Raw genomic sequence first — 26,728 nt, 5'->3', positions numbered from 1 at the left:
GCGCCGGCCGGTTCCCGCATCCAGCGAGACGTATTTTCTGAAGCTTGCGTGATGCGTTGAACCTTCACGCGTGCTGCCAAGACCTTTTTACGGGCCGGGATTATAAGATCACCCATTTAAGGGAACCGTCATGCCGAAGGCAGCTCGCATTCTCTCACCGATTTCAGTGCCGCGTATTTACACCGAAAAAACCGCGACGCCCGCGAAGCGCTCCGACACAGCCGCGACATCTTCTGCGAAGCGCTCCGACATGTCGGAGTTCGTCGGCGTCGCGCTGTTCTCCGGGATCGGGCTGCTCATTTCGCTGGTTGCCGTCATCCTCGGCGTGCAGGGCGCCTGGTTCTAGCTTTGCGGAACATCCGCCGGTCCATCAGCCGCCGCAGAAATTCTGGCGGCTGATGATGTCGGCGTGGCCTCAGGCCTCGTTGCCGCATGGAGCGCATTGGCGAGCGACTTCTCCCGATGCTCGGGGCCGACCTGGATGCCGTCGGCGATGATGAATTCCGGATTTGTGATGCCCATGAAGGCGAGCACGCCGCGCAGATAGGTTTCGAGGTGCTCCAAAGCTGCGGCTGGCGTGCCGGCGCCGTAATAGCCGCCGCGCGAGATCGCCACGATCACGCGCTTGCCGCCGGCCAGGCCCTCCGGCCCGTTCGCGCCATATTTGAACGTCTTTCCCGCCGCCATGACGCGGTCGATCCAGGCCTTGAGCTGGCTCGGGATCGTGAAATTGTACATGGGCGCGCCGATCACCACGATGTCGGCATCCAGGAACTCGTTCAGAACAGCCGCGCTCGCGGCAAGGTCGGGGCCGAGTTCCGCCGGTGCCGGCGCACCTTGCGCGGCGGCGAGGTGGGGTCCGGAGAGGTGGGCGAGCGGGGTCTGGGTCAGGTCGCGATAGACGATATCCAGCTGCGGTGTCGCCTGACGCAGACGATCGACGATGGCAGCGGACACCTGTCGGCTGACGGAGTGCGGGCCGAGCACGCTGGAGTCGATATGGAGGAGTTTCATTGAGGTCACCCATGGTATATGTTTGTAACCAGAGCTACATGAGTGACTGTCGAAATCTCCGCAAGAACGCACTTTTTTGAGCCATGGGCACATTATTGAAACCTGCGCACACCGATTTGCCTGCCCCTCCGGCGCGGCCGGACCCCAACCACGCCGGTTGTCGCGGCGTCGCCTCGGTGCTCTCGCGCGTCGGAGACAAATGGAGCGTGTTTGTCATCATGGCGCTTGGCGATGGACCGAAGCGCTTCAACGAGCTCAAGCGCATCATCGACGGCGTCTCGCAGCGGATGCTGACCCTGACCCTGCGCGGGCTCGAGCGGGATGGACTGGTGACGCGAACGGTGTTTCCGACCATTCCGCCGCGGGTCGATTACGAACTGACCGCACTCGGCCGCGGCCTCGCGGACCCCGTGCAGGCGCTCGGCAAATGGGCATTCGCGCATCTGCCGGAGATCGAGGGCGCGCGGACGCGCTTCGACCAGAGGAACAACACCTAAAGCAGCGAGACCAGCCCGCCGCCATGGCGTTCGAGCCGGCCGGCCAGCTCGAGCTCCAGCAGTACCGTGCGCACGATCGCGGGCGAGGCGCCGGACATCCGCACCACGTCGTCGATCGAGATCGGGGTGGGGCCGAGCAGGCCGGTGATCTGGTCGCGGTCGTGGCCTTGCGGATCGTTCTCAAACGGCTCGCTGTCGGGCTCGCCTGCGCTGCGCATCACCGGCCGTTCCATGATCGGCTCGACCGCGTTGATGATGTCGGCGGCTTCCGTGACCAGCGTTGCGCCCTGCTTGATCAGATCATTGGTGCCGGCGGCGCGCGGATCGAGCGGCGAGCCGGGCACTGCGAACACCTCGCGGCCCTGTTCGGCGGCCATACGCGCGGTGATCAGCGAGCCGGAGCGGTGCGCCGCTTCGACGATCACCACGCCGAGCGCAGCGCCGGAGATCAGCCGGTTGCGGCGGGGAAAATCGCGGGCGCGCGGCTCGTGGCCGAGCGGCATCTCGGAGATCGCGGCGCCCTTGCGGTCGAGGATTGCCGCGAGCAGGTCGCCGTGCTCGGGCGGATAGATGCAATCATGGCCGCCGGCGAGCACCGCAATCGTGCCGCTCTCGACGCTGGCGCGGTGCGCGGCCTGGTCGACGCCGCGCGCCAGTCCCGAGATGACGATGAAGCCGGCTTCGCCGAGCTGGCGCGCAAGCTGGCCGGCGAATTTCAAGCCGGCGCCGGAGGCGTTGCGCGAGCCGACGATCGCGATCATCGGCCGCATCAAGGTGTTGCTATCGCCGCGCACCGCCAGCAGCGGCGGCGCGTCGTCGAGCGTTGCCAGCCGATCCGGATAGCCATGCTCGCCGGGCGCGAGCCAGGCGATGCCGAACTTGCGGCTCGCGGCCAATTCGGCCCTGGCTTCATCCGCACTACAGATGCGCCCCGATCGCGCCGCCCCGCCACGGCGCGCCAGATCAGGCAGCCGCTCCAGCGCGGCGCGCGCCGTGCCGAAATGATCGACCAGCGACCGAAATGTGCGCGGCCCGACATTGTCGGACCGGATCAGCCGCATGCGGTCGACCCGCTCGGTCTCGGTCAGCTCCACACTCGGATTGATGGCGTCCACGGCAGCTCCTTGTGGGAGTAGCATGGAACAACCTGAGGGCGTGGGCAACAGGGGCGTGCGCTTGCGCGGCCTCGTCGCCATGCTAGATGCGACCCTAGTTGCCAGGAACAGGCCAGCATGCCGTCGTGTTTTCTCAGGCCGAAATGAAGAAAGTGACTTGGCAAAACGTGAGAACAAGCAGGAGCACCTGAACCTGGCTGGGCAATGCGGCACGTCGAAGCTGTGATTGAGATGCTACAGCCCTGCGGCTCGCAGTCTCCTGAAGCACAAGCTGAGGGATACCGAAGTCACCTAGGCCGAGCTGGCTAAACGGCTCAGAAGCACGGGCTAAAGAAAACCGAGGCCCCAATCACGAGCAAGCTGGCGTGCGGCACGTTCCCCTGCCACTTTCTTTCTTGCGTGTATTGCGGCACTGGAACTCGAAGGAGTAGCATTGGGCGAGATTTGATAGCTAAGGCTGGGGGGCCTATGCGTCGATTTCCCGATGTGTTGGTTGGCTTTCTCTTTGGATTTGCCTCGCTGCTCGGGCTTTTCCTGATTAGCTCGGATACAGCGGCGCACTACGAGATATGCGAAGCCACCAAGGAAGGCACAAAAGATTGCGCCTCCTATAATATGTTGTCTTACGCGCTGCACAAAACGGGGGCTGCGCTCGACGCGTACAATGGTGTCATCACCGCTATAGCGACAGCATTTATCGCGTGGTTCACCCTCTCTCTCCGCCAAGCCACGGATCGGCTCTGGGATGCGGGCCGCGAAAGTGGCGAGGCTCAATCCCGCGACATGCAAGAGTCTATCGCCATCGCCAAACGTTCGGCCGATATTTCCGAGCAATCTCTCGTTGCCGGACAACGAGCTTATGTAAGCGTCACCCCCCAGAGAACCGCCCGCAGCAATGTCGACAATGGTGAGATCGTGGCGTGGGGTATCATTCCGGTGTGGTCCAACGCCGGCGATACGCCAACACGGAATATGATCAACCACGTTAGCATGTGGTCGTTCGAACAAGAGCTTGATGATAGATTCGACTTCCCCGATCTTTGGCCGACCAAAAAAGAGATGGAGAGAAAGGTTAGAGCTTTTTTGCCACTCTCCCCCAAGGGGACTGTACAGGGACAGCAAGTTTGGACCAGCGTTGAAAACATCGCCGAAGTTATCGCCGGAAAGCGTTTTCTCTATCTTTGGGGATGGGCTAAGTATGACGATGTTTTCCCCACGACAGATCCGCATGTCACCCGGTTCGCGCTGAGGGTGATTATCGGGGGCGACCCGAAGAATCCAGATCGCATCAGTTTCGAATATCCATATATGGCAAAATATAATTGCGCCGATGAAGAATGCGAGCGCCAAGGCTTTGGCCCATCTTGGATAGCTAGAGAGGTTGCCGTTGATGACCCAAACGCAACGGTGGCGTTTGCGCCATAATACCGCGTGATACCGTGCGGCCCGACATTGTCGGACCGGATCAGCCGCAGGCGATCGACCCGCTCAGCCTCGGTCAGCTCCACACTCGGATTGATGGCGTCCACGGCAGCTCCTTGTGGGAGTAGCATGGAACAACCTGAGGGCGTGGGCAACAGCAGCGTGCGCTTGCGCGACTTCCTCGCGATGCTAAAAGCGATGCCGATAACAAGGGCATCGCCATGATCTCACTCACCGACCTCCAGCGCCGCATCGAGAGCAGCGAGCTTTCGCCTGATGCTGCGATCGCGCAATCGCTCGCGGCGATTGAGGCCAAGGAGAAGGACGTTCACGCCTTCGTCCGCCACGACACATCCGCGAAGGCGCAGGCGTCCGGGCCGCTGCGGGGCATCGCGGTCGGCATCAAGGACATCATCGACACCGCGGATTTTCCGACCGAGATGGGCTCGGAGATCTATCGCGGCTGGCAACCGCGCGCGGACGCGCCTGTCGTAATGATGCTGAAGCGGGCTGGCGCCACCATCATCGGCAAGACCACGACCACTGCGTTTGCCTCACGCGATCCGACGCCGACGCTCAATCCACACAATCTCGGCCATTCGCCGGGCGGCTCGTCGTCCGGTTCGGCGGCAGCGGTCGGCGCCGGCATGATCCCGCTGGCGCTGGGCACCCAGACCGGTGGCTCGGTGATCCGGCCCGCCGCCTATTGCGGGGCTGCCGCGATCAAGCCGTCGTTCCGCATGCTGCCGACGGTCGGCGTGAAGTGCTATTCGTGGGCGCTCGACACGGTTGGCCTGTTCGGCGCGCGCGCGGAGGATCTCGCGCGCGGATTGCTGGCGATGACCGGCCGCACCGAGTTCTCCGGCATCGTCCCGGCGAAGTCGCCGCGCATCGGCGTGGTCAGGCAGGAGTTCGCCGGCGCCGTCGAGCCCGCGGCAGAGCAGGGGCTACAGGCCGCGATCAAGGCCGCCGAACGCGCTGGCGCCAGTGTGCAGACCATCGACTTGCCCGAGGCGGTGCAGGAGGCCTGGCGCATTCACGGCATCGTCCAGGATTTCGAGGCGCATCGCGCGCTCGCCTGGGAGTTTTCGGAGCATCATGACGAGATCGCGCCGATGCTGCGCGCAAGCCTCGATGCAACGGCCGCATTGACGCCAAAGGAATATGACGAGGCGCGCCGGATCAGCCGCCGCGGTCGCCGCGAGCTCGGCGAAGTGTTCGAAGGCGTCGACGTGCTCTTGAGCTATTCCGCGCCGGGCACCGCACCGGCCAAGGAGCTCGCCTCTACCGGCGACCCCAAATACAACCGGCTCTGGACGCTGATGGGCAATCCTTGCGTCAACGTCCCCGTGCTCAAGATCGGCGGCCTGCCGATCGGCGTGCAGGTGATCGCGCGCTTTGGCAACGACGCGCGCGCGCTCGCGGCAGCGTGGTTCCTGGAAGATGCGCTGGCGACATCAGGCTAAAGCGGGCTCGGCGGGGGCAACGCGCTGAACTGCCGGCGACGCCACGCCGGCACTTGTACCTTGCCCGAGCCAGCGTCCGGCGGCTTCGCGGCCGCTCCGATGCAGCAGACGGATGAAGCCACGGCCGAGATCGGTCGATGAGCGCTGCGCCAAACCGTCGATCGAATCTTCCGCGGCGATTTTGGAGAGCCGCAGCGCGGGCATTGCCTGCGATTGCGCCCATTCGATCGCCGCGATTTCGGCATTAAGCGCGGCATTGGCCGTGATCTGGTCGAGCCGGCGGTCGATCGCGGCGAGCGTGATCGGCACATAGCTGTCGCGCGAGGGCGTGAGCTGGATCAGCAGCACGTCGGTCGCAGAACTTTGCTGCACCAGCTTGATGAGCGGCGGATTGCCGCCAAAGCCGCCATCCCAATAGGCCTCGCCATCGATCTCGACCGCGCAATGAACCAAGGGCGGACAGGTCGACGCCAGCGCGACGTCAGCGGTGACCGTGTCATTGCCGAAAATCTGCTGCTGACCGTCGCGGATGCGCGTGGCCGCGATCAGCAGCTTCGGGCAGTTCGCGTCGCGCAGCGCTGCAAAGTTGACGTCGCGCAACAGCGCCTGCCGCAGCGGGTCGAGATCGAAGGGATCGAAATGTCCGGAGCGCAGCGTCGGACCGAACGCGACCGAGCTTCCCGCCGGCGAGAAGCCGCCGACCAACATCAGCGAGCGGAACGAAGCCTCGTGCATCAGCCGGATCCAGAACCGGTTGAGCCGGGCGCGGGCGCCTTCACGGCCGCCTTCGGCGAAGCCGGAGGCGAGCAGCAGCGCATTGATCGCACCGGCGCTGGCGCCGCTGATGGTGTCGATCTCGATGGTCGGATGCTCCAGCAGCCGCTCCAGCACGCCCCAGGTAAAGGCGGCAAAAGTGCCGCCGCCCTGGAGGGCCAGCGACAATTTCCGTGGCGGCCATTTCTGGGGCGGTGATCGCGTCGGTCCCTGATCGCGCGCGATCGGCGCGGCGACGCTTACAATTTCGACCGGTTTCGGCGCGTCCAGAATCGGATCGGGCCTGGGCGGTGGTGGCGGAACGGGAGCAGGCTGTGGCGCTGCAAGCGGTGAGGGCACGCCGGACCAGATATCCGTCGTCGAGAGCAGCCGGCTTGCCGCGGTGCACGCTGCACCTTGCAAACCGCCTTCGTCTTGCGCGCCGACAATCTTCTCGCTCATTCTGAGCAACCGCGTAGAGCCATGCCCACGATCGGGACGACAGCCCAGGAACCCGTTCGTTCATTCAGCCGTGATTCGGCCGCAACTAGCGAACGGCATTTGCGATATAATGCAGAAGGGGTGCCGCGGTATCCGTAGACCCCCGGTCTATCCCTTCTCGCCGATCCGGCTTTCCTTGCCCGATTGCAATCGCTTGATGTTCTCGCGATGCGCATAGAACAGCAGCAGCGTGAGCACCACCGCCAGCGCCGCGAGCGCGAGGTGACCGAACCACCACAGGAATAGCGGCGTGATGAACGACGCCACCAGCGCCGAGAGCGAAGAATAGCGGGTGGTGAAGGCGGTTGCCAGCCAGAGCACGCAGAACACCAAGGCCGCCGGCCAGAACAGTCCGAGCAGGATGCCGATATAGACGGCGACACCCTTGCCGCCTCTGAACTTCAGCCAGACGGGAAAGAGATGACCAAGGAAGGCGCCGAGGCCTGCCACCATGGCCGCATTGGGGCCTGCGATGTGGCCGGCAATCAGCACTGCCGCTGTGCCCTTGAGCGCATCGAGCAGCAGCGTGCCCGCGGCAAGGCTCTTCCGTCCGGTGCGCAGCACATTGGTGGCGCCGATGCTGCCGGAGCCGATCGAGCGAATATCCTCCGTGCCGGCGAGTTTGGTCAGGACCAACCCGAACGGAATCGAGCCGAAGAGGTAACCGATGACGAAGGCCACCGGCAGGAAGGCTTCAAGCCCCATGTTGACAAATCCCTTGGCCGCATCCGCATGCTGAACGGCGACGCCACGCATGATCACGCCTTGAGTGGTCACGGCACGCGGCGAGACCCAAAACCGTCTCCCTAGACATGCTCATAGACCGTCCGCCCGCCAACGATGGTCCGCATCACGCGGCCTGTAAAGCGGGCTTCGTCGAACGGGGTGTTCTTGCAGGGCGATTTCAGATCGGCGGGATCGACCACCCAGGGGACATCGGGATCGATCACGATGATGTCGGCCGGGCTGCCTGCGCGCAGGGTTCCGCCTGGCAGGCCCAGGATCTCGGCCGGCCGGGTCGACATCGCCCGGATCAGCGTCTTCAGCTCCAGTTCGCCATTGTGCACGAGGCGAAGGCCGGCCGGCAGCATGGTTTCAAGTCCGATGGCGCCGGGTGCTGCTTCCGCGAACGGCAGGCGCTTGACCTCGACGTCCTGCGGATTGTGGTCGGACATGATGACCTCGACGAGGCCGGCGGCGACGGCTGCGACCAGCGCACGGCGGTCGTCCTCGGTGCGCAGCGGCGGCGACAGCTTCAGGAAGGAACGGTAAGGGCCGATGTCGTTTTCGTTCAGCGCAAGGTGGTTGATGGAGGCCGAGGCGCTGACGGCAAGGCCTGCGTCGCGGGCGCGCTTCAGGATCTCGAGCGACTCGATGCAGGTCAACGAGGCCGCGTGATAACGGCCGCCGGTGAGCGCGACCAGGCGCATGTCGCGCTCCAGCATCACGGCCTCCGCCGCGTTCGGGATGCCCATCAGGCCGAGCCGGGTCGCGAACTCGCCCTCGTTCATCACGCCTTCGCCGACGAGATCGGGATCCTCGGTGTGGTGCACGATCAGCGCGTCGAAATCGCGGGCGTAGGTCAGCGCGCGCCGCATCACCTGCGCGTTGGTCACGCTCCTGTCGCCGTCGCTGAAGGCAACGGCGCCGGCGGCCTTGAGCAGGCCGAACTCGGTCATCTCCTCGCCGCGCATGCCCTTGGTGAGCGCCGCCATCGGCAGGATGTTGACGATCGCGGTATCACGGGCGCGGCGCATCACGAAATCGACCGTCGCGGAATTGTCGACGACAGGCTCGGTCTCGGGCTGACAGATGATGGTGGTGACGCCGCCCGTCGCCGCCGCCAGGCTCGCCGAGGCAAAGGTCTCGCGATGGCTGAAGCCGGGCTCGCCGACAAAGGCGCGCATGTCGACCAGGCCGGGCGCCACGATCTTGCCGGAGCAGTTGACGACGTCGGTGCCTTCGGGAACGCCGGCCGCGCCGATGCCGCGGCGGGCCTCGCGGATGAGTCCGTCGGCGATCAGGACGTCACCGGGGCCGTCGAAATCGCGGGAGGGATCGACGATGCGGGCGTTGGCAAGCAGGATGGGGCGGCGGTCGGTCAACATGAGCATCACGCGTTCGGCAGGTTGCGGGCGAGCGCTTCGAGCACGGCCATGCGCACGGCCACGCCCATCTCCACCTGCTCGCGGATCAGGGACTGCGCGCCGTCGGCGACCGCGGTGTCGATCTCGACGCCGCGGTTCATCGGGCCGGGATGCATCACGAGCGCATCCGGCTTGGCGTAAGCGAGCTTCTTCTGGTCCAGCCCGAAATAGTGGAAATATTCGGAGGTCGACGGCACGAAGGAGCCGTTCATGCGCTCGCGCTGCAGCCGCAGCATCATGACGATGTCAGCGCCGTTGAGCCCCTCGCGCATGTCGCGCGCGACCTCGACACCCATGCGCTCGAGCCCCGGCGGCAGCAATGTGGTCGGACCGACCACGCGGACGCGGGCGCCCATGGTGTTGAGCAGGATGATGTTGGAGCGGGCCACGCGCGAATGCAGCACGTCGCCGCAGATCGCGACCACCAGGCCCTCGATCCGGCCCTTGTTGCGGCGAATGGTCAGCGCGTCGAGCAGCGCCTGGGTCGGATGCTCGTGCGCGCCGTCTCCGGCATTGATCACGGAACCGTCAACCTTGCGGGCCAGCAGTTCCACCGCGCCGGAGGCGTGATGCCGGACCACCAGGATATCCGGGTGCATGGCGTTCAGCGTCATCGCGGTGTCGACCAGCGTCTCGCCCTTTTTCATGGACGAGGAGGAGACCGACATGTTCATGACGTCGGCGCCGAGGCGTTTTCCCGCGAGCTCGAACGAGGATTGGGTCCGGGTCGAGGCCTCGAAGAACAGGTTTACCTGCGTCCGTCCACGCAGGACGGTGCGCTTCTTGTCAACCTGGCGGTTGAGCTCGACATATTCTTCGGACAGGTCGAGCAGGCCGGTGATATCGGCCGCGGAAAGGCCCTCGATGCCCAGCAAATGCCGGTGGCCGAGGACGAAGGTCGATTTCGATGTCATTAAAGCGAGAGCTATAGGCGGGGATGGCTGGGGGGGCAAGGGCCAATGCCGGGGCGGGGAGTTATCCCCTGATCTGTACCTTGTCGTCATTCCGGGGCGATGCGAAGCATCGAACCCGGAATCTCGAGATTCTCTGGTGCACGAGCCCGCACCATAGTTCGGCTCGTCGAGCCGCCCGGAATGACGCCGGAGAATGTGGAAACATCGTGAAAACAGGTCTTACTGCATTTGTAGCAATCGGCTTCATCTCATCCGCCCACGCCCAGTCGCTTCCCGGCGGCTTCGTCTATTTGCGCGACATCGATCCCAGCATCATCCAGGACATTCGCTACGCGGGCTCCAACAATTTCATTGGGCGTCCGATGAGCGGCTATGGTGCGGGCGAGTGCGTGGTGAAGCGTGAGGTCGGGCTGCGGTTGAAGGCGGTGCAGCAGGAGCTGGCGGCGCAAAACCTGTCGCTGAAAATGTTCGACTGCTACCGGCCGGCGCGGGCGTCGCTCGACATGGTCAGATGGTCGCAGAACGGCCGCGAGACCGCCGCCGAGCGGCGCTACAATCCCAAGATCCCCAAGACCGAGCTGTTCCGCCTCGGCTACATCGCGAGCCGCTCGCAGCATTCGACCGGTGCGGCCCTCGACCTGACCCTGGTCGATCTCAAGGCCGACAATTCCGCCAGATACGATCGATCAAAGTCATATGCCGATTGCACCGCGCCGGTGGCGGCGCGAATACCGGAAGCCAGCGTCGATATGGGCACCGGCTACGACTGCACGGATGCGAAGGGACATACCGCGGCAGCCTCGATCACGCCCGACCAGCGCGCCTGGCGCAAGCGGCTGGTCGCTGCGATGGCCAAGCAAGGCTTTGTGAACTATTCGAAGGAGTGGTGGCATTTTTCCCTGCCGGGGGCGGGCGGGCCGGCCTATGATTTCCCGATCCAGCCGCGGCGGAACTGATTCCGGTCCGAGGAAGCATGATGACCCAGCAGAGCTTCGCAACCCACGAGGTCTTCAACCAGTCGCCGCCCTTCGAGAACGTCGATCTCTTCGCCGTGGATCGGCCGCTGGTCGACGCTGTGAACGCGAATGGCGGCGCGGCGGCGGAACGGGAGCTGTCCGAGTTCGGGAAACACTGGGGCTCGGCCGCCATGGCCGAGCGCGGGCGTCTGGCGAACGAGAACATTCCGAAGCTGCGCAGCTTCGACGCAAAGGGCAACCGTCGCGATCAGGTCGAGTTTCATCCGGCCTATCACGAGCTGATGGCGCACAGCGCCCATGCCGGCGTGCACAACTCGACGTGGACTACCGAGGGCACGCCTGCGGGCGATGCGGCCGAGGTTATTCGCGCGGCCAAATTCTATATCGCCGCCCAGGTCGAGACCGGTCATCTCTGTCCCATCACCATGACCCGCGCCTCTGTCGCGGCGTTGGCGGTGCAGCCGGATCTGCGCGCGCGCGTGATGCCGGTGCTGTCGACGAAGAGCTACGATCCGAGCTTCGCGCCGTGGTGGGACAAGCGCGGCATGACGCTCGGCATGGGCATGACCGAGAAGCAGGGCGGCACGGATGTGCGCGCCAACATGACGCGCGCGGTGCGCGACGGCGAGGCCTATCGCATCACCGGCCACAAATGGTTCATGTCGGCGCCGATGTGCGACGCGTTCCTGGTGCTCGCGCAGGCCGAGCACGGTCTGACCTGTTTCTTCATGCCGCGATTTGCGCCGGACGGCTCCGTCAACGCGATCCAGTTCCAGCGGCTGAAAGACAAGCTCGGCAATCGCTCCAATGCGTCCTCCGAAGTCGAGTTCGTCGGCGCTTATGCCGAGCGGGTGGGCGAGGAAGGCAAGGGCATCCGCACCATCATCCAGATGGTGCAGCTGACGCGGCAGGATTGCGCGATTGCCTCCGTCGGCCTGATGCGCTCGGGGCTGGCGCATGCGCTACATCACGCCCGTCATCGCAGCGTGTTCCAGAAACATCTCGCCGACCAGCCGCTGATGCAGGCCGTGCTGTCGGACATGGCGCTGCATGTCGAGGCAAGCGTCGCCCTGGTGATGCGGCTCTGCCGCGCTTTCGACCGCACCCCGCATGATCCGGCTGAAGCGGCCTATATGCGGCTGCTGACGCCCGCGATCAAATACTGGACCTGCAAGAGCGCGCCGCCGTTCCTCTATGAGGCAATGGAATGCCTCGGCGGCAATGGCTATGTCGAGGACGGCATCCTGGCGCGGCACTACCGGGAATCGCCCGTGAACGCGATCTGGGAAGGCTCGGGCAACGTCATGTGCCTCGACGTGCTCCGCGCGCTGGCGCGCGAGCCGGAGGCGGCGATGGCCGTGCTGCAAGAACTTGCGGCTGCGACGAAAGATTTGTCCGGGGCAGGCGAGGCGACCACGTTCATCGGCAAGAGCTTCCGCCGCGCCGACGGCGAACGCGTCGCGCGGCTCGCGGTCGAGAAGCTGGCCCTGCTCGCCGCGGCTGCCGCGCTCAACGCCGTGTCGCCGCACCATGCCGAGCTGTTCGCCGCCACGCGGCTCGTGGCCAATCACGCCAGCATGTATGGCGCGGTGGAGCTGGAGAGCGCGGACGTTCGCGCGCTGCTGGAGCGGGCGCTGCCTTGAACCTCCCTCACGAAAGCCTTCTGATGGACTCGCTGAATCCCGACCATCCGCCGCTGATCGTGACGCCGGCGACACCGGGCGTCTGGAAGTTCTGGGGCACGGCGCTGTGGGGCCTGCTCATCTTCATCGCGATGTTCGTGGGCCAGATCGGGGCGATCCTGCTGCTGGCGGCGCTTCGCGGCCTGCCGATTGACATTGCGTCGATCCAGCTCGTCGGCCGCGAGCCGCAAGCGCTGGCGTTGTCGGTGATCATGGGCCTGCCGGCGACGCTTGTCGCGGTGTGGGTGGCCATCCGGTTCAAGAGAGCGTCCTTCGTTGATTATCTGGCGCTGCATTGGCCGTCCTGGAAGCAGCTCCTGCTTGGCGCCGTCGGTCTGATCGTGATCGTGCTGGCCTGGGAGGTCGTCTCGCGCTCGCTCGGCCGTGAGGCGACGCCGGGTTTCATGACCGACCTTTTGAAATCGGGACGCGATAACGGCGCCGCGCTGATGCTGCTGTTTGCCTTCAGTGTGGCCGCGCCGATGTCGGAAGAAGTTCTCGCGCGCGGCTTCCTGTTTCGTGGCTGGTCGGCGAGCTTCCTGCGGGTGCCCGGCGCGATCATGCTGTCGTCGCTGGTGTGGACGGCGGTGCATCTGCAATACGATTTGTACTTCCTCGCCGAGGTCTTCTCCATCGGCGTCTGGTTCGGCTACATGCGCCATCGCGCCAACTCGCTCTGGCTCACCATCGTGCTGCATGCGCTGAACAATCTGACGGCCGTGGTGCTGACGATGTGGCTGGGGAGCTAAGGCCTCACACTCCGTCATTGCGAGCGCAGCGAAGCAATCCAGAATCGTTCCGCCGAGGCAGTCTGGATTGCTTCGTCGCAAGAGCTCCTCGCAATGACGAGGAGGGAGTGGCGCGCTCGCAACGATGAAGTCTAAGCCACCAGCGCGATCGCGATCGGCATCGTGACCGCCGCCAGAATCGTTTGCAGCGTGATGATCTGCGCCAGCAGCGGGGCATCGCCGCCCATCTGGCGGGCCAGGACATAGGCGCTGGGCGAGGTCGGCACCGCCGCGCAGATCGCGACGATCGCGAGGCTGTCACCTGAGAGCCCGAACCACGCGGCGAGCGTCAGCGCGAGCGCGGGCATCAAGACCAGCTTCAACGCCACGCCGAGCGTCGCGCTCACGCTGGGGCGAAGCAGGCCTTTGAGTTGCAGGCCGGCGCCGGTGACGAGCAGGCCGATGGCGAGCGACGAGCGGCCGAGCGCGTCGGCGACCTCGTGCCAGATTTTTGGTAATGGCAAATGGATGACGTTGACGAAGAGGCCGATGGCGCAGGCCCAAATCAGGGGATTGCGGATCAGGGTCATGACGATGGCACCGGCGGACTTCTTCTCAGGCGAGGCGTAGTGCGCCAGCACGGCGACGCTGAACACGTTGACCAGCGGAATGATCGCGACCATCGCCACGGAGGCCAGCGCCAGCCCGACATCACCGAACATGTTGGCAGAGACGGACAGCCCCACATAGGTCTGCCAGCGGACCGCGCCCTGGAAGATCGAGGAGAAGGCGGGGCCGTCGATCTCGAGCCGCGCCAGCGCAGGGCGGAGCGCGAGGCAGAGCAGCGACATCGCCAGCGTCGACAGCAGCAATGCGCCGCCGACGCCGGCGACGGGCACCCTGGAGAGATCCGCCTTCACCAGCGTCTGGATCAGCAGCATCGGAAACAGCACGAAATACGTCAGCCGCTCCAGCCCGTGCCATTGCGTGTCGAGCCGCATCAATGTGCGTTTGAGCACCACGCCAAGCACGATGAGGATGAAGACCGGCAGCAGCGCCGCGATCACGACGGCCATGGATCAGCCATTCCCGGAAGCCGCGCGAAGATTGGCGAGGCGGTCGAGCGCGCCTTGCAGGATGAAGATCGCGGCGTGCTCGTCGATCACTTCGGCGCGCTTGGCGCGACTGACATCCATGCCGATCAGCTCGCGCTCGACCGCGGCGGTCGAGAGCCGCTCGTCCCACAGCCCGATCGGAAGCGCGGTGAGGCCGGCAAGGTTACGGGCGAAGGCGCGGGTCGATTGTGCCCGCGGCCCTTCGCTGCCGTCCATGTTGATGGGCAGGCCAAGCACGAAGCCGACCGCGTTGCGTTCGCTCGCGATGGCCAGCAGGCGGGCGGCGTCCTGCTTGAACGCCTTGCGCTGGATGGTCTCGACCCCCGTGGCAAGCCTGCGGTCCGGATTGGATACGGCAACGCCAATGGTCTTGGTGCCGAGATCGAGGCCGACCAGCCCGCCGCGTTCGGGCCAGTGGGTTGCAGCATCGATCAGGGGCAGAATGAGAGCGGGCATGATCTAGCGCATATCACGCGTCGCGCTGCGGCGTGAACCCGGAACATGGATGCACTAGCGTTATTCCGCCTGTTTGCATCAGGCCGCGATGACCGCGTCGTCGCTGTTCAGGCAGGACACGAAGCCGGCGAGGGTGCTGTATTGATGCCCGGCACGGCGCTGGATGAACAGGGTCTCGACGCGGGCATGCGAGGGGCTCAGCGCGTGGATCGACACGCTGCCGCTCATCGCGCTGCGTTCGACCACAATGCGCGGCAACAGCGTCACGCCCATGTCGGCGGCGACGCAGCCGATCATGCCGTCGAGCGTGCCGAGCTCGAAGCGTACGGCCGACGGCCAGCCGAATTCGACCAGGATCTGCTCGAGACGCTGGCGATAAGTGCAGCCGGTACGGAATACGAGCGCGGTCGGCCCGGATTCCGGCGTGCCGGCGCGCAGCTCGGCGAGCGAACCCCAGCGCCGCGCGCTGACCAGCACCAGCTCCTCGCGGAATGCGCTTGTTGTGACGAGGTCGGCATGCGCGATCGGGCCGGCGACAAAGGCGCCGTCGAGCGTGCCTTCGAGCACGGCGGCGACGAGATCGGTGGTGGTCGCCGTGCGCAAAGCCAAGCGGACCGCGGGGAAGCGACGGTGGAAGTCGGCAAGCAGCGGCGGCAATCGAACCGCAGCGGTGGTCTCCATCGAGCCGATCACGAGCGGGCCCTTCGGTTCGCCGTCGTCGCGCGCGGCGAGCACAGCCTCGTGCGACAGTGCCGCCATTTTTTGTGCGTAGGGCAGCAGGCGCTTGCCGGCAGCGGTAAGCGTCATGCCGCGGCTGTGCCGCTCGAACAGCGCGGTGCCGATTTCAACCTCCAGCGCCTTGACGCGCTGGGTGACATTGGACTGCACGGTGTTGAGCTCTTCGGCGGCGCGGGTGATGCCGCCGGAGCGGGCGACCGCGGCAAAGGTCTTGATGTCGCTGAGTTCCATGGTGCCGTTTCGTTTTTCAGATGACAGCGTTCGCTAGAATTCAATTTTAGAGAATGGTAGTCGGCCGTATTGTTGATGTCCAGACCGGGGAAACCACCATGCCGATCACCACGCCACTGACGGAGCTTCTCGGGATCAGGCATCCGATCCTGTTAGCTCCCATGGACACGATCGCGGGCAGCAGGCTGACCCGCGCCGTCAGTGAGGCCGGCGGTCTTGGCATCTTGGGCGGTGGTTACGGCGACCGTGCCCGCCTTCAGGCTGAGGCCGCGGAGCTGAAGGGCTTTGCGCCATTCGGGATCGGCTTCATCACCTGGAGCCTGGCACAACAGCCCGAGCTTCTCGACATCGCGCTCGATGCCCGCCCGCAGGCCGTGATGCTTTCGTTCGGCGATCCCGCGCCGTTCGCCCAGCGCATCAGAGCGAGCGGCGCACGATTGATTTGCCAGGTGCAGAGCGAGGACATGGCGAAACAGGCGCTCGACGCCGGCGCGGAAATTTTGATCGCGCAAGGAACGGAGGCGGGCGGTCACGGCGCGTCGCGCACGACCGTCGACATTGTGCCTGCCATCGTCGATTTCGCCGCCGGGCGCGTGCCTGTTGTCGCGGCCGGCGGCATCGCCGATGGCCGGGGCCTCGCCGCCATGATGATGCTCGGTGCATCCGGCGTGTTGGTTGGCACCCGCTTCTATGCGAGCGTCGAGGCCAATGGCTCCGCCGAGGCCAAGCAGCGCATTCGCACGGCCGATCCAAACGACACCGTGCGCGGCGTCATAGTCGACTGGTCGCGGAGCCTGTTCTGGCCAGCCCCCTTCACCGCGCGAACCCTGGTCAACGACCACATCAGGCGTTGGACCGGTCGTGAGATCGAGTTGATGCAGCGTGCTAGCGAAATTGCCAAGGAATATGCCGCCGCAAAAATGGCGGGTGATCTCGAAATCGCGGCCGTTTTTGCGGGCGAAGCCGTCGGACTGATTCATGATATTCCACCAGCCGCCGAGATCGTCGAACGGATTGCGGCCGAGGCCGAGCAGCTCATCGCTGGCCGTCGCAATTCCATCGCTTCCGCAGTCTGAAACGCGAGAGACAAAACCATGTGGCCTGACCGTCGACTGATCGATCTCTTCAAGACCGAATTGCCCATCGTGCTGGCGCCGATGGCCGGCGTGATGGATGCGGAGCTGGTGATCGCCGTCGCGGAAGGCGGCGGGCTCGGCTCGCTGCCAAGCGCGATGCTGTCGCCCGAAAAGGCGCGCGAGCAGGTCAACATCATCCGCCAGCGCGTCCGGGCTCCCGTCAACATGAACTTCTTCTGCCACACGCCGGTCGCGCTCGAGGCGGCGGCGGAAGCGCGCTGGAAGACGCGTCTTACCGGCTATTACAGCGAGCTCGGCCTCGATCCGGCCGCGCCGATCAATGCGGCGAACCGCGCACCGTTCGACACGGGCTTCTGCGAGGTCGTCGAGGAGTTGAAGCCGGAGGTCGTGAGCTTCCATTTCGGACTGCCGGATCAGGCGCTGCTCAAGCGGGTCAAGGCGGCCGGCTGTCTCGTGATCTCCTCGGCGACGACGGTGAAGGAAGCGGTCTGGCTCGAGCAGCACGGCGCCGATGCCGTGATCGCGCAGGGTGCGGAAGCCGGCGGCCATCGCGCCATGTTCCTGACCGAGAACATCGGCGAGCAGCCCGGCACCTTTGCGCTGGTGCCGCAGGTGGTCGACGCGGTGAAGGTGCCCGTGATTGCGGCGGGCGGCATCGCGGACGGACGCGGCATCGCGGCCGCCTTCGCGTTGGGCGCGGCCGGTGTCCAGATCGGCAGTGCCTATCTGCGCTGTCCGGAATCCAAGGTTACACCCGGCGGCCGCAAGGCGCTCGCCGAGGCGCGGGATGATTCCACCGTCATCACCAATGTCATGACCGGTCGGCCCGCCCGCGGCGTGCAGAACCGCGTGATGCGCGAGGTTGGCCCGATTTCGGCGGACGCACCCGCATTTCCGCATGCGGCGACGGCGCTGGGACCACTGAAGGCGGCTGCCGAAAAGCAGGGCAGGGTGGATTTCACCAATCTCTGGGCCGGCCAGGCTGTTGCCCTGGGCCGCGAGGTCCCGGCGGCCGAATTGACCCGGGACCTCGCCAAATCGGCGCTGGCCCGCCTCCGCCAGATGGCTGGCTAGTTCCCAGCGCCGGTTGCGGCGCAAAAGCGGCCTCTGCTATACGGCGGATAGGTTTTTGCCGTCCGAGGCCCCATATAATGTCAGTCGACGCTGCCACCGTCCGCCGCATCGCGCATCTTGCGCGCATTGCCGTTCGGGATCACGAAGTTCCGCACCTGCAGGGCGAGCTCAACGCCATGCTTGCCTTTGTCGAGCAGCTCTCGGAGGTCAATGTCGAGGGCGTCGAGCCGATGACCTCGGTCACCCCGATGCAGATGAAGAAGCGGGCCGACGTGGTCAATGACGGCGAGATCGCCGACGATATCGTTGCCAACGCGCCCGCGACCGAAGGTCACTTCTTCCTGGTGCCCAAGGTTGTCGAGTGACATAGCGTTTTCGAGCGAAGTGGATCCCGGTTCGCGTCAAGAAAACGCGTCAAACAGAAGAGCAATTCAGGACGCTGTCCGATGTGCATGCTTTGCGACGACGAGAAGGCCTATCAGGCCTACATGAACTACCTCGACAAGATGGAGCGGCAGGGCAAGGCCGCCGATCCCAATGTCGCCGTCAATGCCGTGCTCGACGAGATCGAGGCCGCTGCGAACGCCGCTGCCAAGAAAAAAGACGACCCGGCCAACGACAAGACCCTGTCCCCGTTCTTCTGCAGCCCGATCAATAAATGACCGATTTGACATCGCTGACGCTCGCGGAGGCCCGCAAGGGCCTCGCGGCCAAGACTTTCACGTCACTCGAGCTGACCGACGCGCATTTGTCCGCGATCGAAGCCGCCCGCGTGCTCAACGCCTTCGTCATGGAGACGCCGGACCAGGCGCGCGCCATGGCGCGTGAGGCGGACGGCAAGATCGCCAAGGGCGACGGCGGCCCGCTCGCCGGCATCCCGCTCGGCATCAAGGATCTGTTCGCGACCAAGGGCGTGCGCACCACGGCCTGCTCGAAGATCCTCGGCAATTTCGTGCCGACCTATGAGTCCACCATCACCTCGCAGCTCTGGCGCGACGGCGCCGTGATGCTCGGCAAGCTCAACAATGACGAGTTCGCGATGGGCTCGTCGAACGAGACCTCGTGCTTCGGCCCCGTCGCCAATCCCTGGCGGCGCGACGGCTCCAACACGACGCTGGTGCCGGGCGGCTCGTCCGGCGGCTCGGCGTCGGCGGTGGCTGCGCTCTTGTGCATGGGCGCGACTGCGACCGATACGGGCGGCTCGATCCGCCAGCCGGCGGCATTCACGGCGACGGTCGGCATCAAGCCGACCTATGGCCGCTGCTCGCGCTGGGGCATCGTCGCCTTTGCCTCCTCGCTCGACCAGGCCGGCCCTATCGCGCGCAGCGTGCGGGATAGCGCGATGCTGCTGCGCTCGATGGCCGGCCACGATCCGAAGGACACCACGTCGGTCGACATTGCGGTGCCGGATTACGAGGCTGCGATCGGCAAGTCCGTGAAGGGCATGAAGATCGGCATCCCGAGGGAGTATCGTCTCGACGGCATGCCGGCCGAGATCGAGAAGCTCTGGAGCGAGGGCGCGGACTGGCTGAAGGCGGCCGGCGCCGAACTCGTCGAGGTCTCGCTGCCGCACACGAAGTACGCGCTGCCGGCCTATTACATCGTGGCGCCGGCGGAGGCCTCATCCAACCTCGCGCGCTATGACGGCGTACGCTACGGCTTGCGCGAGCAGGGCAGGAACATCAACGAGCTGTACGAGGACACCCGCGCCGAAGGCTTTGGCGCGGAGGTGAAACGGCGCGTCATGATCGGCACCTATGTGCTGTCGGCCGGCTATTACGATGCCTATTATTTGCGCGCGCAAAAGGTGCGCACGCTGATCAAGAAGGATTTTGAGGATTGCTTCGCCAAGGGCGTCGACGCGATCCTCACCCCCGCGACGCCGTCGGCGGCCTTCGGCATCGGCGAGAAGGGCGGCGCCGATCCGGTCGAGATGTATCTCAACGACATCTTCACGGTCACCGTGAACATGGCGGGCCTGCCGGGCATCGCGGTGCCCGCCGGCAAGGACGCGCAGGGGCTGCCGCTCGGGCTTCAGCTGATCGGCCGTCCCTTCGACGAGGAGACGCTGTTCTCGCTTGGCGAAGCGATCGAGCAGGCGGCCGGGCGCTACACGCCGGAGCGGTGGTGGTGACGCTGGCGGCCTACATCGCCAGCCTCGACGGCGCTTCGCCTGCGCCGGATCTCAGCGCGCCGCTTGCCGGTCTCTGGTGGGCCGCCAAGGGCGACTGGGACCAGGCGCACAAGATTGTCCAGGACGAGAGCAGCCGTGAGGCCGCCTGGGTGCACGCTTATCTGCACCGCGTCGAAGGCGACCTCGGCAATGCCGGCTACTGGTATCGCCAGGCCGGCCAGCCTGCGGCAAAGGATTCATTGCAGGCGGAGTGGGAGCGGATCGCTGCCACGCTGCTCGGGAGCAAGACATGAACACGGCCACGCACAAGCTTCTCAAGGGCGCAACCGGTGACTGGGAGATGGTCATCGGCATGGAGATCCATGCCCAGGTGACCACGAACTCAAAATTGTTCTCGGGCGCCTCCACTGGGTTCGGTGGCGAGCCGAACAGCCATGTGTCGCTGGTGGACGCGGCGATGCCGGGCATGCTGCCTGTCATCAACGAGGAATGCGTCAGACAGGCTGTCCGGACCGGGCTGGGGCTGAACGCAAAGATCAACCTGCGCTCGGTGTTCGACCGGAAGAACTATTTCTATCCGGACTCGCCGCAGGGCTACCAGATCAGCCAGTACAAGTCGCCGATCGTGGGCGAGGGCGAGGTGATCGTCGAGCTCGACGGCGGCAAGACTGCGACCATCGGCATCGAGCGGCTGCATCTGGAGCAGGACGCCGGCAAGCTGCTGCACGACCGGTCGCCGACGATGTCCCATGTCGATCTCAACCGCTGCGGCGTGGCGCTGATGGAGATCGTGTCCAAGCCCGACATCCGCGATGCCGAGCAGGCCAAGGCCTATGTGACCAAGCTGCGCTCGATCCTGCGCTATCTCGGCACCTGCGACGGCGACATGGAGAAGGGGTCGTTGCGCGCCGACGTCAACGTCTCCGTGCGCAAGCCCGGTGCGCCGCTCGGCACCCGCTGCGAGATCAAGAACATGAACTCGATCACCTTCATCGGCCAGGCGATCGAGCACGAGGCGCGGCGCCAGATCGAAATCCTCGAGGAGGGCGGCGCCATCGACCAGGAGACGCGGCTCTACGATCCCAACAAGGGCGAGACGCGCTCGATGCGCTCAAAGGAAGAGGCGCATGACTACCGCTACTTCCCCGATCCGGATCTGCTGCCGCTGGAGTTCAACCAGACGTTCGTCGACGAGCTGAAGGCGAAGCTGCCGGAGCTGCCGGATCAGAAGAAGGCGCGCTTCATTAAGGACTTCGGCCTTCCGCCGTACGTGGCCGGAGTGATCGTCAGCGAACCTCCGTTGGCTGGCTATTTCGAGGATATGATTGCCAAGAGTGACGATCCGAAGATTGCAGCGAACTGGTTGATCAACGAGCATCTGGGAAGGCTCAACAAGGAGGGCTACTCCATCGAGAATAGCCCCATCCCGCCCGCGGCGAACGGCGCAATCGTGTCTCTGGTCTATCGGCGGGTGATTTCGGGTAAGATTGCCAAGGAAATCTACGAGATTACTTGGGACACCAATACCGATAGTTCGGCGCCAACGAAGATTTTTACCTTTGATGATGTCCAGCATCTCGTAGATTCACGGGGCCTAAGGCAGGTCACGGATCTTTCGGCGATCGAAAAGGTTGTCGATGACATCATCGCGGCCAATCCCGACAAGGCCGCGCAGGTCAAGGACAAGCCGCAGTCGCTCGGCTGGTTCGTCGGCCAGGTCATGAAGTCGTCGGGCGGCAAGGCCAACCCGCAGAGCGTCAACGACCTGCTCAAGTCCAAGCTCGGCATCTGACGTCACGCGTTCGGACGAGGTGATGGACGATCTTCGTCGCCTCGCTTCAGCTCGAGACGCGACGCGCGCGCGTCATCGGCGGCCAACGTCATCCCATTGAACCACGCGGCGGCGACCGAATCGCCGTGACGCGATTCGCGCAAAACGGCGGCTTGCGCGCGCTCCGACGAGCGCTCGCGGCGTTAAGCATGAAAATATTTTCGTTGCCAAAAACCGCGACTCAGAGTCCGCGAAGCGCCTCCGCGAAGCGATCGGGCTATTCGCGGCGTACGCCACCGCGTTGATCACGCATCATGCGCAAGTGCAGAAAAATACTTGCTGCATAGAGTTTTTTTGCAGTCGCTACTGTTGCCGACATCGATGCAATGACCGCTCCGCGCGATCGCGAACGCATGTCTCTGCGCGCACTTGCATCGCGCTCGCCAAGTGCAGGCGCTCTGCTCCGTCAACACTTCCTTAAGTGAGAAGATGTTTTTTTCGTCGTGTTGGTGTATTCGGGATGAGTGCATTCGATCCCCGAATGCGCGCAGCGATTAAAGCCATCTCACACATCGGAGGGCAACATGGCCAAGAAAGCAAAGAAGGCGAAGAAGGCGAAGAGCGCAGTGAAGAAGACTGCGAAGAAGACCCGCAAGGTCGCCAAGAAGAAGAAGTAACTTCGCTTCTGAAGTTGCCGGCTCCTAGAGAGCCGGCACGTCATCAGCGCCTCTCAACAGGTTCTGGTCGACGATAGAGGGTGTCGGCGAGACATCAGGTCAACGGTCGGATCGTTCTCTTTCGCGGGTTCGCTCGCCAAAGTCCGGTCCGGCAGAAGAAACAAGTTTTCTTCGTTCGGTGCGGCTCCGGTATTCCGGCTCCGCAATTTCACGAGTAGCCTCGCGGTCAAAGTGGAATCTGGTCCTGACGTGTTCGCCGACGCCCTCGTTCCCTTGAAGCCGGGGCATTGCCGGCATTCCTTTCCCAACATTGCTGATCTGACCGTGACGTGGTCGCGCTGTCTTCACCGTCCTGGCTTTGGCCAGGCGAGGGCTGCGGCCCGATTGTGCGCTGCTTGCGCGGCGCTTCTCCATTCGCGCTGTCATCGCCCGGCTCCGACCGGACGATCCAGTACGCCGAGACGGCAGTGGCTGCACCGACGAACTGCGGCGTCCTGGATTCCCCGCCTGGGCGGCGAATGACAGATGGGCCTGGCCAGCCTCCGTGCGCGATGGTTATCGTTCTCCCAAGATCACGCGGTAAACCAAATCTGACCAATCCCAGAAGTGCCTGCAAAGCGGGGACTTTTCGCATTCGACCCGCGCGCGCCGCGCTGTCGCGTTTACGTCTGCTTCATCGCGATGCTTAAACTGCCATTCAAATTTGCCCGCCATCATCGTCTCCAACAAGCCGGCAAACGGCACGAACGAAAAAGAACTCGGGGATGAGTTGAACAGCGCTTGATCCAGATTGGATCAGGCAAATCAGAGATGGACGGGAGCCGCGCTCGGGGGGCGAGGCGGCATAAGAAAAAAGGGGATGCGTGATGTTTCAGGGTACTTTCGATCTGGAGACGGCGACGGCGATCGACACGAGCGCGCTGTCGGACGTGCTGTTCGAGCGCGGGATGTATTGGGCGAGCGGCCGTTCCGGCCTGGTCGATCTCGTCGCCGCGCATAAATGGTTCAACCTCGCCGCGCTGAAGGGCCGCAAGGACGCCGTCACGCTGCGCCAGGAAGTGGCCGGGCAGATGTCGGATAGCGAGATCTCGGCCGCTCAGCGCGAGGCGCGGGCGTGGGTGTCCGCGCACTGAGCGGCGAATCGTACCTGGGAAATCGCGCCGGAGAATTCGCGCGAGGCCACGTCATTCACGGCTGGCCAGTGGCGCCCCTTCAACGCGAGCTGGAACTCGGGCGGCGCGCAGGACGCGCATTCTGCGTCGAACCCTTGGGCTGCGGACCTTGAGACCTGGACCTTTCCATGCCGGCGCAGGTCGGGGCTGCCCGGCTGACACTGAGATCCTTGCGCCGGGCCCGGGCGGCCCTCGCGATGCCGGCTTTCAGGTGAAAGAACGCGACATCCTCAATTCTGCCGCTTGCGGCTCGCCGCCGGGTCGGGCATACCGCGCATATTGGAGACGTGGCCGAGTGGCTGAAGGCGGCGGTTTGCTAAACCGTTATAGGCTTGTAAAGGCCTATCGAGGGTTCGAATCCCTCCGTCTCCGCCAGCCCCCAATCAAGCATTTGATTTAGTTCCGCTTTTCCGACTCGTGTGCTGCCGCCAGCAATGCTGTGCCCCGACTCAAGTCAGGCAGCGGCCCGTCTCAACATCCGTCGACGAAAAACGTTGCGCTCCAGCCCCGGAGCGGTCGCTGCCGACAAACGGGGGGAGGGACGCGGCTATTCCACGCTGCCGGCGCCGCGGCGCAGATCGGCCTCGATCTGCAGCCGCGTGCCGCCGCCGAAACGGGCGCGGTAGACCTGCAGGTTCTCCATGATCCGCTGCACGTAGTTGCGGGTCTCGGAGAACGGGATCAGCTCGACCCAGTCGACCGCGTCGATCTTCGGGTCGCGCGGGTCGCCGTAACGGTCGATCCACTTCTTCACGCTGCCGCGGCCGGCATTGTAGGCCGCGAAGGTCATGATGTAGGAGCCGCGATAATCCTCGAGCAGTCCGCCGAGCTCGGCCGAGCCGAGCGTGGCGTTGTAGGCCGCATCGTTCTTCAGCCGCGATATATCGTAGGTCGCGCCATGCCGTTTGCAGACATAGCGGGCGGCGTCCGGCGTCACCTGCATCAGGCCATAGGCCTGCGCCGGGGAGACCACGGCCGGGTTGAACGCGCTTTCCTGCCGCGCGATCGCGTAGACAATGCTGCGCTCGACCTCGGGACCGATCGGGGTGAACTTCGGAATGCCGTTGACGGGATAGGCGTAGAAGTCGAACGGCAGGCCGCGATTGAGCGCGGCCTTGCCGACCAGCAGCATGCCGCGGGCGTCGCTGTAGTGCTGGGCCAACTCGCCAAGCCCGGTGAGCGCCTCGGGATCGCCGTTCTCGCCCATGTCGGCGAGCATCGGCACCGCCAGCTCCCGCTCATCGAGCTCGTACAGCAATTGCGCGGCGCGCACGATCTCCAGCCGCTCGGCACCACGGCCGCGCGGCGGGCTGTTGAGTTCGATCTGCGGCAGGCCGAGCTTGGCGCGGGCGAGCTGGCCATAATAGCTGGTCGATTGTTCGGCGGCGCGGGCATAGGCGTTGCGCGCTTCCTGCTGGCGCCCTGCGGCTTCCGCTGCGCGGCCCTGCCAGTAGCCGGCACGCGCCAGTGTGGTCGGATTGACGCTGCCGACCCCGATGCGTGCGAAATGCTGGGCGGCGGCTGCGGGATCGTTGAGAAAGCGCAGCGCGATCCAGCCCGCGGTGAACTCCTGCTCGGTCTTGTAGATGTCGCGCGTGGGCAGCGCCGCGTCGCGCGCGATCAGATAGGCGCTGCGGAAATCCTCGGTGTCGATCATCTTGCGCGCCAGCAGGCGCCGCTCGATCCACCATTCGTCGAGATTGTAGAGCCGGTTCGGATCCTTCGGCGCCGACAGCATGAGCTGGGCGGCTTCCGCGAATTTCTCCTCGCGGCGCAGCAGCTGGATCTTGCTGAAGATGAAGCCGGGATCGCTGTGCAGCTCGCGCGGCACCTCTTCGAGCAGCGCGCGCGTATTCGGCGCCTTCTTGTAGGAGGCGATGCGGGCCCTGGCGAGCGCGACATAGCCGGCGCCGAGACGTTTCGCGGCGCGCAGCGCCGCCTCGTGCTCGCTGCCGTAGAGCAGCGTGTCCATCCGTGCCTTCTGGTCGCCGGGCGTGAGCAGCGCGCCGAACTGGTCGAGCGCGTTGTTCTCGGTCTCCTCCGACATCGGATCGCTGCGCCAGGCCTCGCGCACGAGCCGTTCGGCGTTGGCGCGGTCGCCGCGCGCCAGCATCGCCTTGGCGAGCGTGAAGCGGCCCTTGGCGGAGACCGGGGATTCGTTCTCGAACCACGACCACGCGACCGAATCGTCGCGCCTGTCGTCCCACATCGCCGCCTCCAGCCGCCGGCGCAGGAAGGTCTGCGACGGCCAGCTCGGATTGGCGGAGAGGAAGGCGCGGTAACGCTCAACGCTGGCGCCATTGTCCTCGCTGCGCAGGATGATCCATTCCGTCAGTTTTCGCGCGACGGGATCCGAGATCGTCGCTGCTGCGTCGGTGGCATCACCCGGCCTGCGCCTGCGCACGAGCTCGATGACGTTTTCCAGCGTGGCCTTGTCGGCTTGCGATGTCGAGGAGGTCGCAGCCACGGCCGCTGGCATGACCGGCTTGCGCGGTGCGGCGTGCTGGCGGGTCGCCGGTGCCAAGACGGGAGCCGCGACCGGCTTGGCGACGGCTGGGGCGGCCGGTCGGATGGTGGCCGTCACCGCCGGCGCCGCCTTGGCGGCCGGACCGTTGGCGGTCGATCGCGATTTCGGAGTGGGCGCCGCTGCTGCAGGCTTGGGCTTGTCCTTTTCCTTGCCGGCGGCCTTGGGGGCCGTCTTGGCGGCATCCTTGGCCGGGGCGGTGGCCGCGCCTTTGGTCGCGCCCTTGCTGCCTTCCTTGGCTGCTTCCTTAGCGGTTTCCTTGCCAGTTCCCTTGCCGGTTGCCTTGCCAGTTCCCTTGGCTGATCCTTTGACAGGGCCCTTCGCACTGTCCTTGACGGCAGGCTTGGGGGTGTCCTTGGCCCCTTGCTCGGTCGTCTCGTTGGATTTGTCGTTGGACTTGGCCAAGGCGGCGCAGCCGACCGACAGCCCTGCCATCAGGCAAACGACCAGACCGGTGGATCGCCACGCGGCACGAGGAAACAAGATCACGGCGTTACGTCGCCCCGAATCAGTCAACTGGCTC

At 64.9% G+C, this 26,728-nt stretch carries 25 protein-coding genes and 1 tRNA gene; 15 read left to right on the top strand and 11 right to left on the bottom strand.

Annotated elements, in window-relative coordinates; all coding sequences use genetic code 11:
- Nucleotides 1-130 precede the first annotated feature (130 nt).
- Nucleotides 131-346 carry a hypothetical protein gene (locus AC0L2O_RS20625; protein ID WP_369723246.1) on the top strand — a complete coding sequence of 72 codons (216 nt, stop codon included), beginning with the start codon at nucleotides 131-133 and terminating at the stop codon, nucleotides 344-346.
- On the opposite strand, the gene AC0L2O_RS20620 is transcribed toward AC0L2O_RS20625, so the two are convergent.
- A complete protein-coding gene (locus tag AC0L2O_RS20620; protein ID WP_473370986.1) occupies nucleotides 343-1,014 on the bottom strand; it encodes an FMN-dependent NADH-azoreductase in 672 nt (223 codons plus the stop codon). The genes AC0L2O_RS20625 and AC0L2O_RS20620 overlap by 4 nt on opposite strands.
- A gap of 83 nt (nucleotides 1,015-1,097) precedes the next feature.
- On the opposite strand from AC0L2O_RS20620, the gene AC0L2O_RS20615 reads away from it, so the two are divergent.
- On the top strand, nucleotides 1,098-1,511 hold the full coding sequence (locus tag AC0L2O_RS20615) for a winged helix-turn-helix transcriptional regulator (protein ID WP_473370985.1): 414 nt from the start codon (nucleotides 1,098-1,100) through the stop codon (nucleotides 1,509-1,511).
- On the opposite strand, the gene dprA is transcribed toward AC0L2O_RS20615, so the two are convergent.
- Both dprA and AC0L2O_RS20605 read right to left on the bottom strand, forming a co-directional pair.
- Entirely contained in the window at nucleotides 1,508-2,650 is a 1,143-nt protein-coding gene (dprA, locus tag AC0L2O_RS20610; RefSeq protein ID WP_473370984.1) for a DNA-processing protein DprA, read from the bottom strand. The genes AC0L2O_RS20615 and dprA overlap by 4 nt on opposite strands.
- A 1,151-nt stretch (nucleotides 2,651-3,801) precedes the next feature.
- The gene (locus AC0L2O_RS20605) at nucleotides 3,802-4,179 is read right to left on the bottom strand and encodes a hypothetical protein (RefSeq protein ID WP_473370983.1); all 378 of its coding nucleotides are present in this window, start codon (nucleotides 4,177-4,179) and stop codon (nucleotides 3,802-3,804) included.
- Between the two features lie 90 nt (nucleotides 4,180-4,269).
- Between AC0L2O_RS20605 and AC0L2O_RS20600 the strand changes: the two genes are divergently transcribed.
- The gene (locus tag AC0L2O_RS20600) at nucleotides 4,270-5,514 is read left to right on the top strand and encodes an amidase (RefSeq protein WP_473370982.1); all 1,245 of its coding nucleotides are present in this window, start codon (nucleotides 4,270-4,272) and stop codon (nucleotides 5,512-5,514) included.
- Here the strand turns inward: AC0L2O_RS20600 and AC0L2O_RS20595 are convergent.
- The 4 genes from AC0L2O_RS20595 to AC0L2O_RS20580 all read right to left on the bottom strand — a co-directional run bounded on the left by AC0L2O_RS20595 (nucleotide 5,506) and on the right by AC0L2O_RS20580 (nucleotide 9,829).
- Nucleotides 5,506-6,729: a patatin-like phospholipase family protein gene (locus tag AC0L2O_RS20595; protein WP_473370981.1), complete on the bottom strand. Its 1,224-nt coding sequence runs from the start codon at nucleotides 6,727-6,729 to the stop codon at nucleotides 5,506-5,508. The genes AC0L2O_RS20600 and AC0L2O_RS20595 overlap by 9 nt on opposite strands.
- 147 nt (nucleotides 6,730-6,876) lie before the next feature.
- Entirely contained in the window at nucleotides 6,877-7,473 is a 597-nt protein-coding gene (gene plsY, locus AC0L2O_RS20590; protein WP_409192860.1) for a glycerol-3-phosphate 1-O-acyltransferase PlsY, read from the bottom strand.
- Between the two features lie 101 nt (nucleotides 7,474-7,574).
- Nucleotides 7,575-8,882 (bottom strand): dihydroorotase, encoded by a 1,308-nt coding sequence (locus AC0L2O_RS20585; RefSeq protein ID WP_473370980.1) that lies wholly within the window; start codon nucleotides 8,880-8,882, stop codon nucleotides 7,575-7,577.
- Nucleotides 8,882-9,829 carry an aspartate carbamoyltransferase catalytic subunit gene (locus AC0L2O_RS20580; protein WP_369723252.1) on the bottom strand — a complete coding sequence of 316 codons (948 nt, stop codon included), beginning with the start codon at nucleotides 9,827-9,829 and terminating at the stop codon, nucleotides 8,882-8,884. Before AC0L2O_RS20580 ends, AC0L2O_RS20585 begins: the two co-directional genes overlap by 1 nt.
- A 206-nt stretch (nucleotides 9,830-10,035) precedes the next feature.
- On the opposite strand from AC0L2O_RS20580, the gene AC0L2O_RS20575 reads away from it, so the two are divergent.
- The 3 genes from AC0L2O_RS20575 to AC0L2O_RS20565 are packed head-to-tail and all read left to right on the top strand — an operon-like array spanning nucleotide 10,036 to nucleotide 13,237.
- The gene (locus AC0L2O_RS20575) at nucleotides 10,036-10,785 is read left to right on the top strand and encodes a M15 family metallopeptidase (protein WP_473370979.1); all 750 of its coding nucleotides are present in this window, start codon (nucleotides 10,036-10,038) and stop codon (nucleotides 10,783-10,785) included.
- Nucleotides 10,786-10,805: 20 nt separating this feature from the next.
- Nucleotides 10,806-12,449: an acyl-CoA dehydrogenase family protein gene (locus tag AC0L2O_RS20570; RefSeq protein WP_473370978.1), complete on the top strand. Its 1,644-nt coding sequence runs from the start codon at nucleotides 10,806-10,808 to the stop codon at nucleotides 12,447-12,449.
- A 23-nt stretch (nucleotides 12,450-12,472) separates the two neighbouring features.
- Nucleotides 12,473-13,237: a lysostaphin resistance A-like protein gene (locus AC0L2O_RS20565; RefSeq protein WP_473370977.1), complete on the top strand. Its 765-nt coding sequence runs from the start codon at nucleotides 12,473-12,475 to the stop codon at nucleotides 13,235-13,237.
- Between the two features lie 131 nt (nucleotides 13,238-13,368).
- Here AC0L2O_RS20565 and AC0L2O_RS20560 read toward each other — a convergent pair whose 3' ends face one another.
- The 3 genes from AC0L2O_RS20560 to AC0L2O_RS20550 all read right to left on the bottom strand — a co-directional run bounded on the left by AC0L2O_RS20560 (nucleotide 13,369) and on the right by AC0L2O_RS20550 (nucleotide 15,756).
- Entirely contained in the window at nucleotides 13,369-14,292 is a 924-nt protein-coding gene (locus AC0L2O_RS20560; RefSeq protein WP_473370976.1) for an AEC family transporter, read from the bottom strand.
- A 3-nt stretch (nucleotides 14,293-14,295) separates the two neighbouring features.
- Nucleotides 14,296-14,787 (bottom strand): Holliday junction resolvase RuvX, encoded by a 492-nt coding sequence (gene ruvX / locus AC0L2O_RS20555; protein ID WP_409188362.1) that lies wholly within the window; start codon nucleotides 14,785-14,787, stop codon nucleotides 14,296-14,298.
- Nucleotides 14,788-14,865: 78 nt separating this feature from the next.
- A complete protein-coding gene (locus tag AC0L2O_RS20550) occupies nucleotides 14,866-15,756 on the bottom strand; it encodes a LysR substrate-binding domain-containing protein (RefSeq protein WP_473370975.1) in 891 nt (296 codons plus the stop codon).
- A 98-nt stretch (nucleotides 15,757-15,854) separates the two neighbouring features.
- Between AC0L2O_RS20550 and AC0L2O_RS20545 the strand changes: the two genes are divergently transcribed.
- The 9 genes from AC0L2O_RS20545 to AC0L2O_RS20505 all read left to right on the top strand — a co-directional run bounded on the left by AC0L2O_RS20545 (nucleotide 15,855) and on the right by AC0L2O_RS20505 (nucleotide 24,056).
- Entirely contained in the window at nucleotides 15,855-16,832 is a 978-nt protein-coding gene (locus AC0L2O_RS20545) for an NAD(P)H-dependent flavin oxidoreductase (RefSeq protein WP_409188363.1), read from the top strand.
- An 18-nt stretch (nucleotides 16,833-16,850) separates the two neighbouring features.
- Complete coding sequence (locus tag AC0L2O_RS20540; protein WP_473370974.1) at nucleotides 16,851-17,927, top strand: NAD(P)H-dependent flavin oxidoreductase; 1,077 nt, start codon at nucleotides 16,851-16,853, stop codon at nucleotides 17,925-17,927.
- 77 nt (nucleotides 17,928-18,004) lie between these two features.
- A complete protein-coding gene (gene gatC, locus AC0L2O_RS20535; RefSeq protein WP_473370973.1) occupies nucleotides 18,005-18,292 on the top strand; it encodes an Asp-tRNA(Asn)/Glu-tRNA(Gln) amidotransferase subunit GatC in 288 nt (95 codons plus the stop codon).
- Between the two features lie 81 nt (nucleotides 18,293-18,373).
- Complete coding sequence (locus tag AC0L2O_RS20530) at nucleotides 18,374-18,589, top strand: hypothetical protein (RefSeq protein WP_014494728.1); 216 nt, start codon at nucleotides 18,374-18,376, stop codon at nucleotides 18,587-18,589.
- Complete coding sequence (gene gatA / locus AC0L2O_RS20525) at nucleotides 18,586-20,061, top strand: Asp-tRNA(Asn)/Glu-tRNA(Gln) amidotransferase subunit GatA (protein ID WP_473370972.1); 1,476 nt, start codon at nucleotides 18,586-18,588, stop codon at nucleotides 20,059-20,061. Before AC0L2O_RS20530 ends, gatA begins: the two co-directional genes overlap by 4 nt.
- Entirely contained in the window at nucleotides 20,052-20,354 is a 303-nt protein-coding gene (locus AC0L2O_RS20520) for a hypothetical protein (RefSeq protein WP_409188365.1), read from the top strand. Before gatA ends, AC0L2O_RS20520 begins: the two co-directional genes overlap by 10 nt.
- Nucleotides 20,351-21,853 (top strand): Asp-tRNA(Asn)/Glu-tRNA(Gln) amidotransferase subunit GatB, encoded by a 1,503-nt coding sequence (gatB, locus tag AC0L2O_RS20515; protein WP_473370971.1) that lies wholly within the window; start codon nucleotides 20,351-20,353, stop codon nucleotides 21,851-21,853. The genes AC0L2O_RS20520 and gatB overlap by 4 nt, the downstream gene beginning before the upstream one ends.
- Before the next feature lie 1,522 nt (nucleotides 21,854-23,375).
- Nucleotides 23,376-23,642 (top strand): hypothetical protein, encoded by a 267-nt coding sequence (locus AC0L2O_RS20510; protein ID WP_369723265.1) that lies wholly within the window; start codon nucleotides 23,376-23,378, stop codon nucleotides 23,640-23,642.
- Between the two features lie 320 nt (nucleotides 23,643-23,962).
- Nucleotides 23,963-24,056, top strand: a tRNA-Ser gene (locus AC0L2O_RS20505).
- A 172-nt stretch (nucleotides 24,057-24,228) separates the two neighbouring features.
- Here AC0L2O_RS20505 and AC0L2O_RS20500 read toward each other — a convergent pair.
- Nucleotides 24,229-26,640, bottom strand: coding sequence for a lytic transglycosylase domain-containing protein (locus tag AC0L2O_RS20500; RefSeq protein ID WP_473371033.1), 2,412 nt, complete (start codon nucleotides 26,638-26,640; stop codon nucleotides 24,229-24,231).
- Nucleotides 26,641-26,728: the final 88 nt, after the last annotated feature.

This window comes from Bradyrhizobium sp. Kon10 (assembly GCF_055807395.1).
The sequence above is the reverse complement of the archived record's forward strand: the minus strand, read 5'-3'. Positions and strand labels throughout refer to the sequence as shown.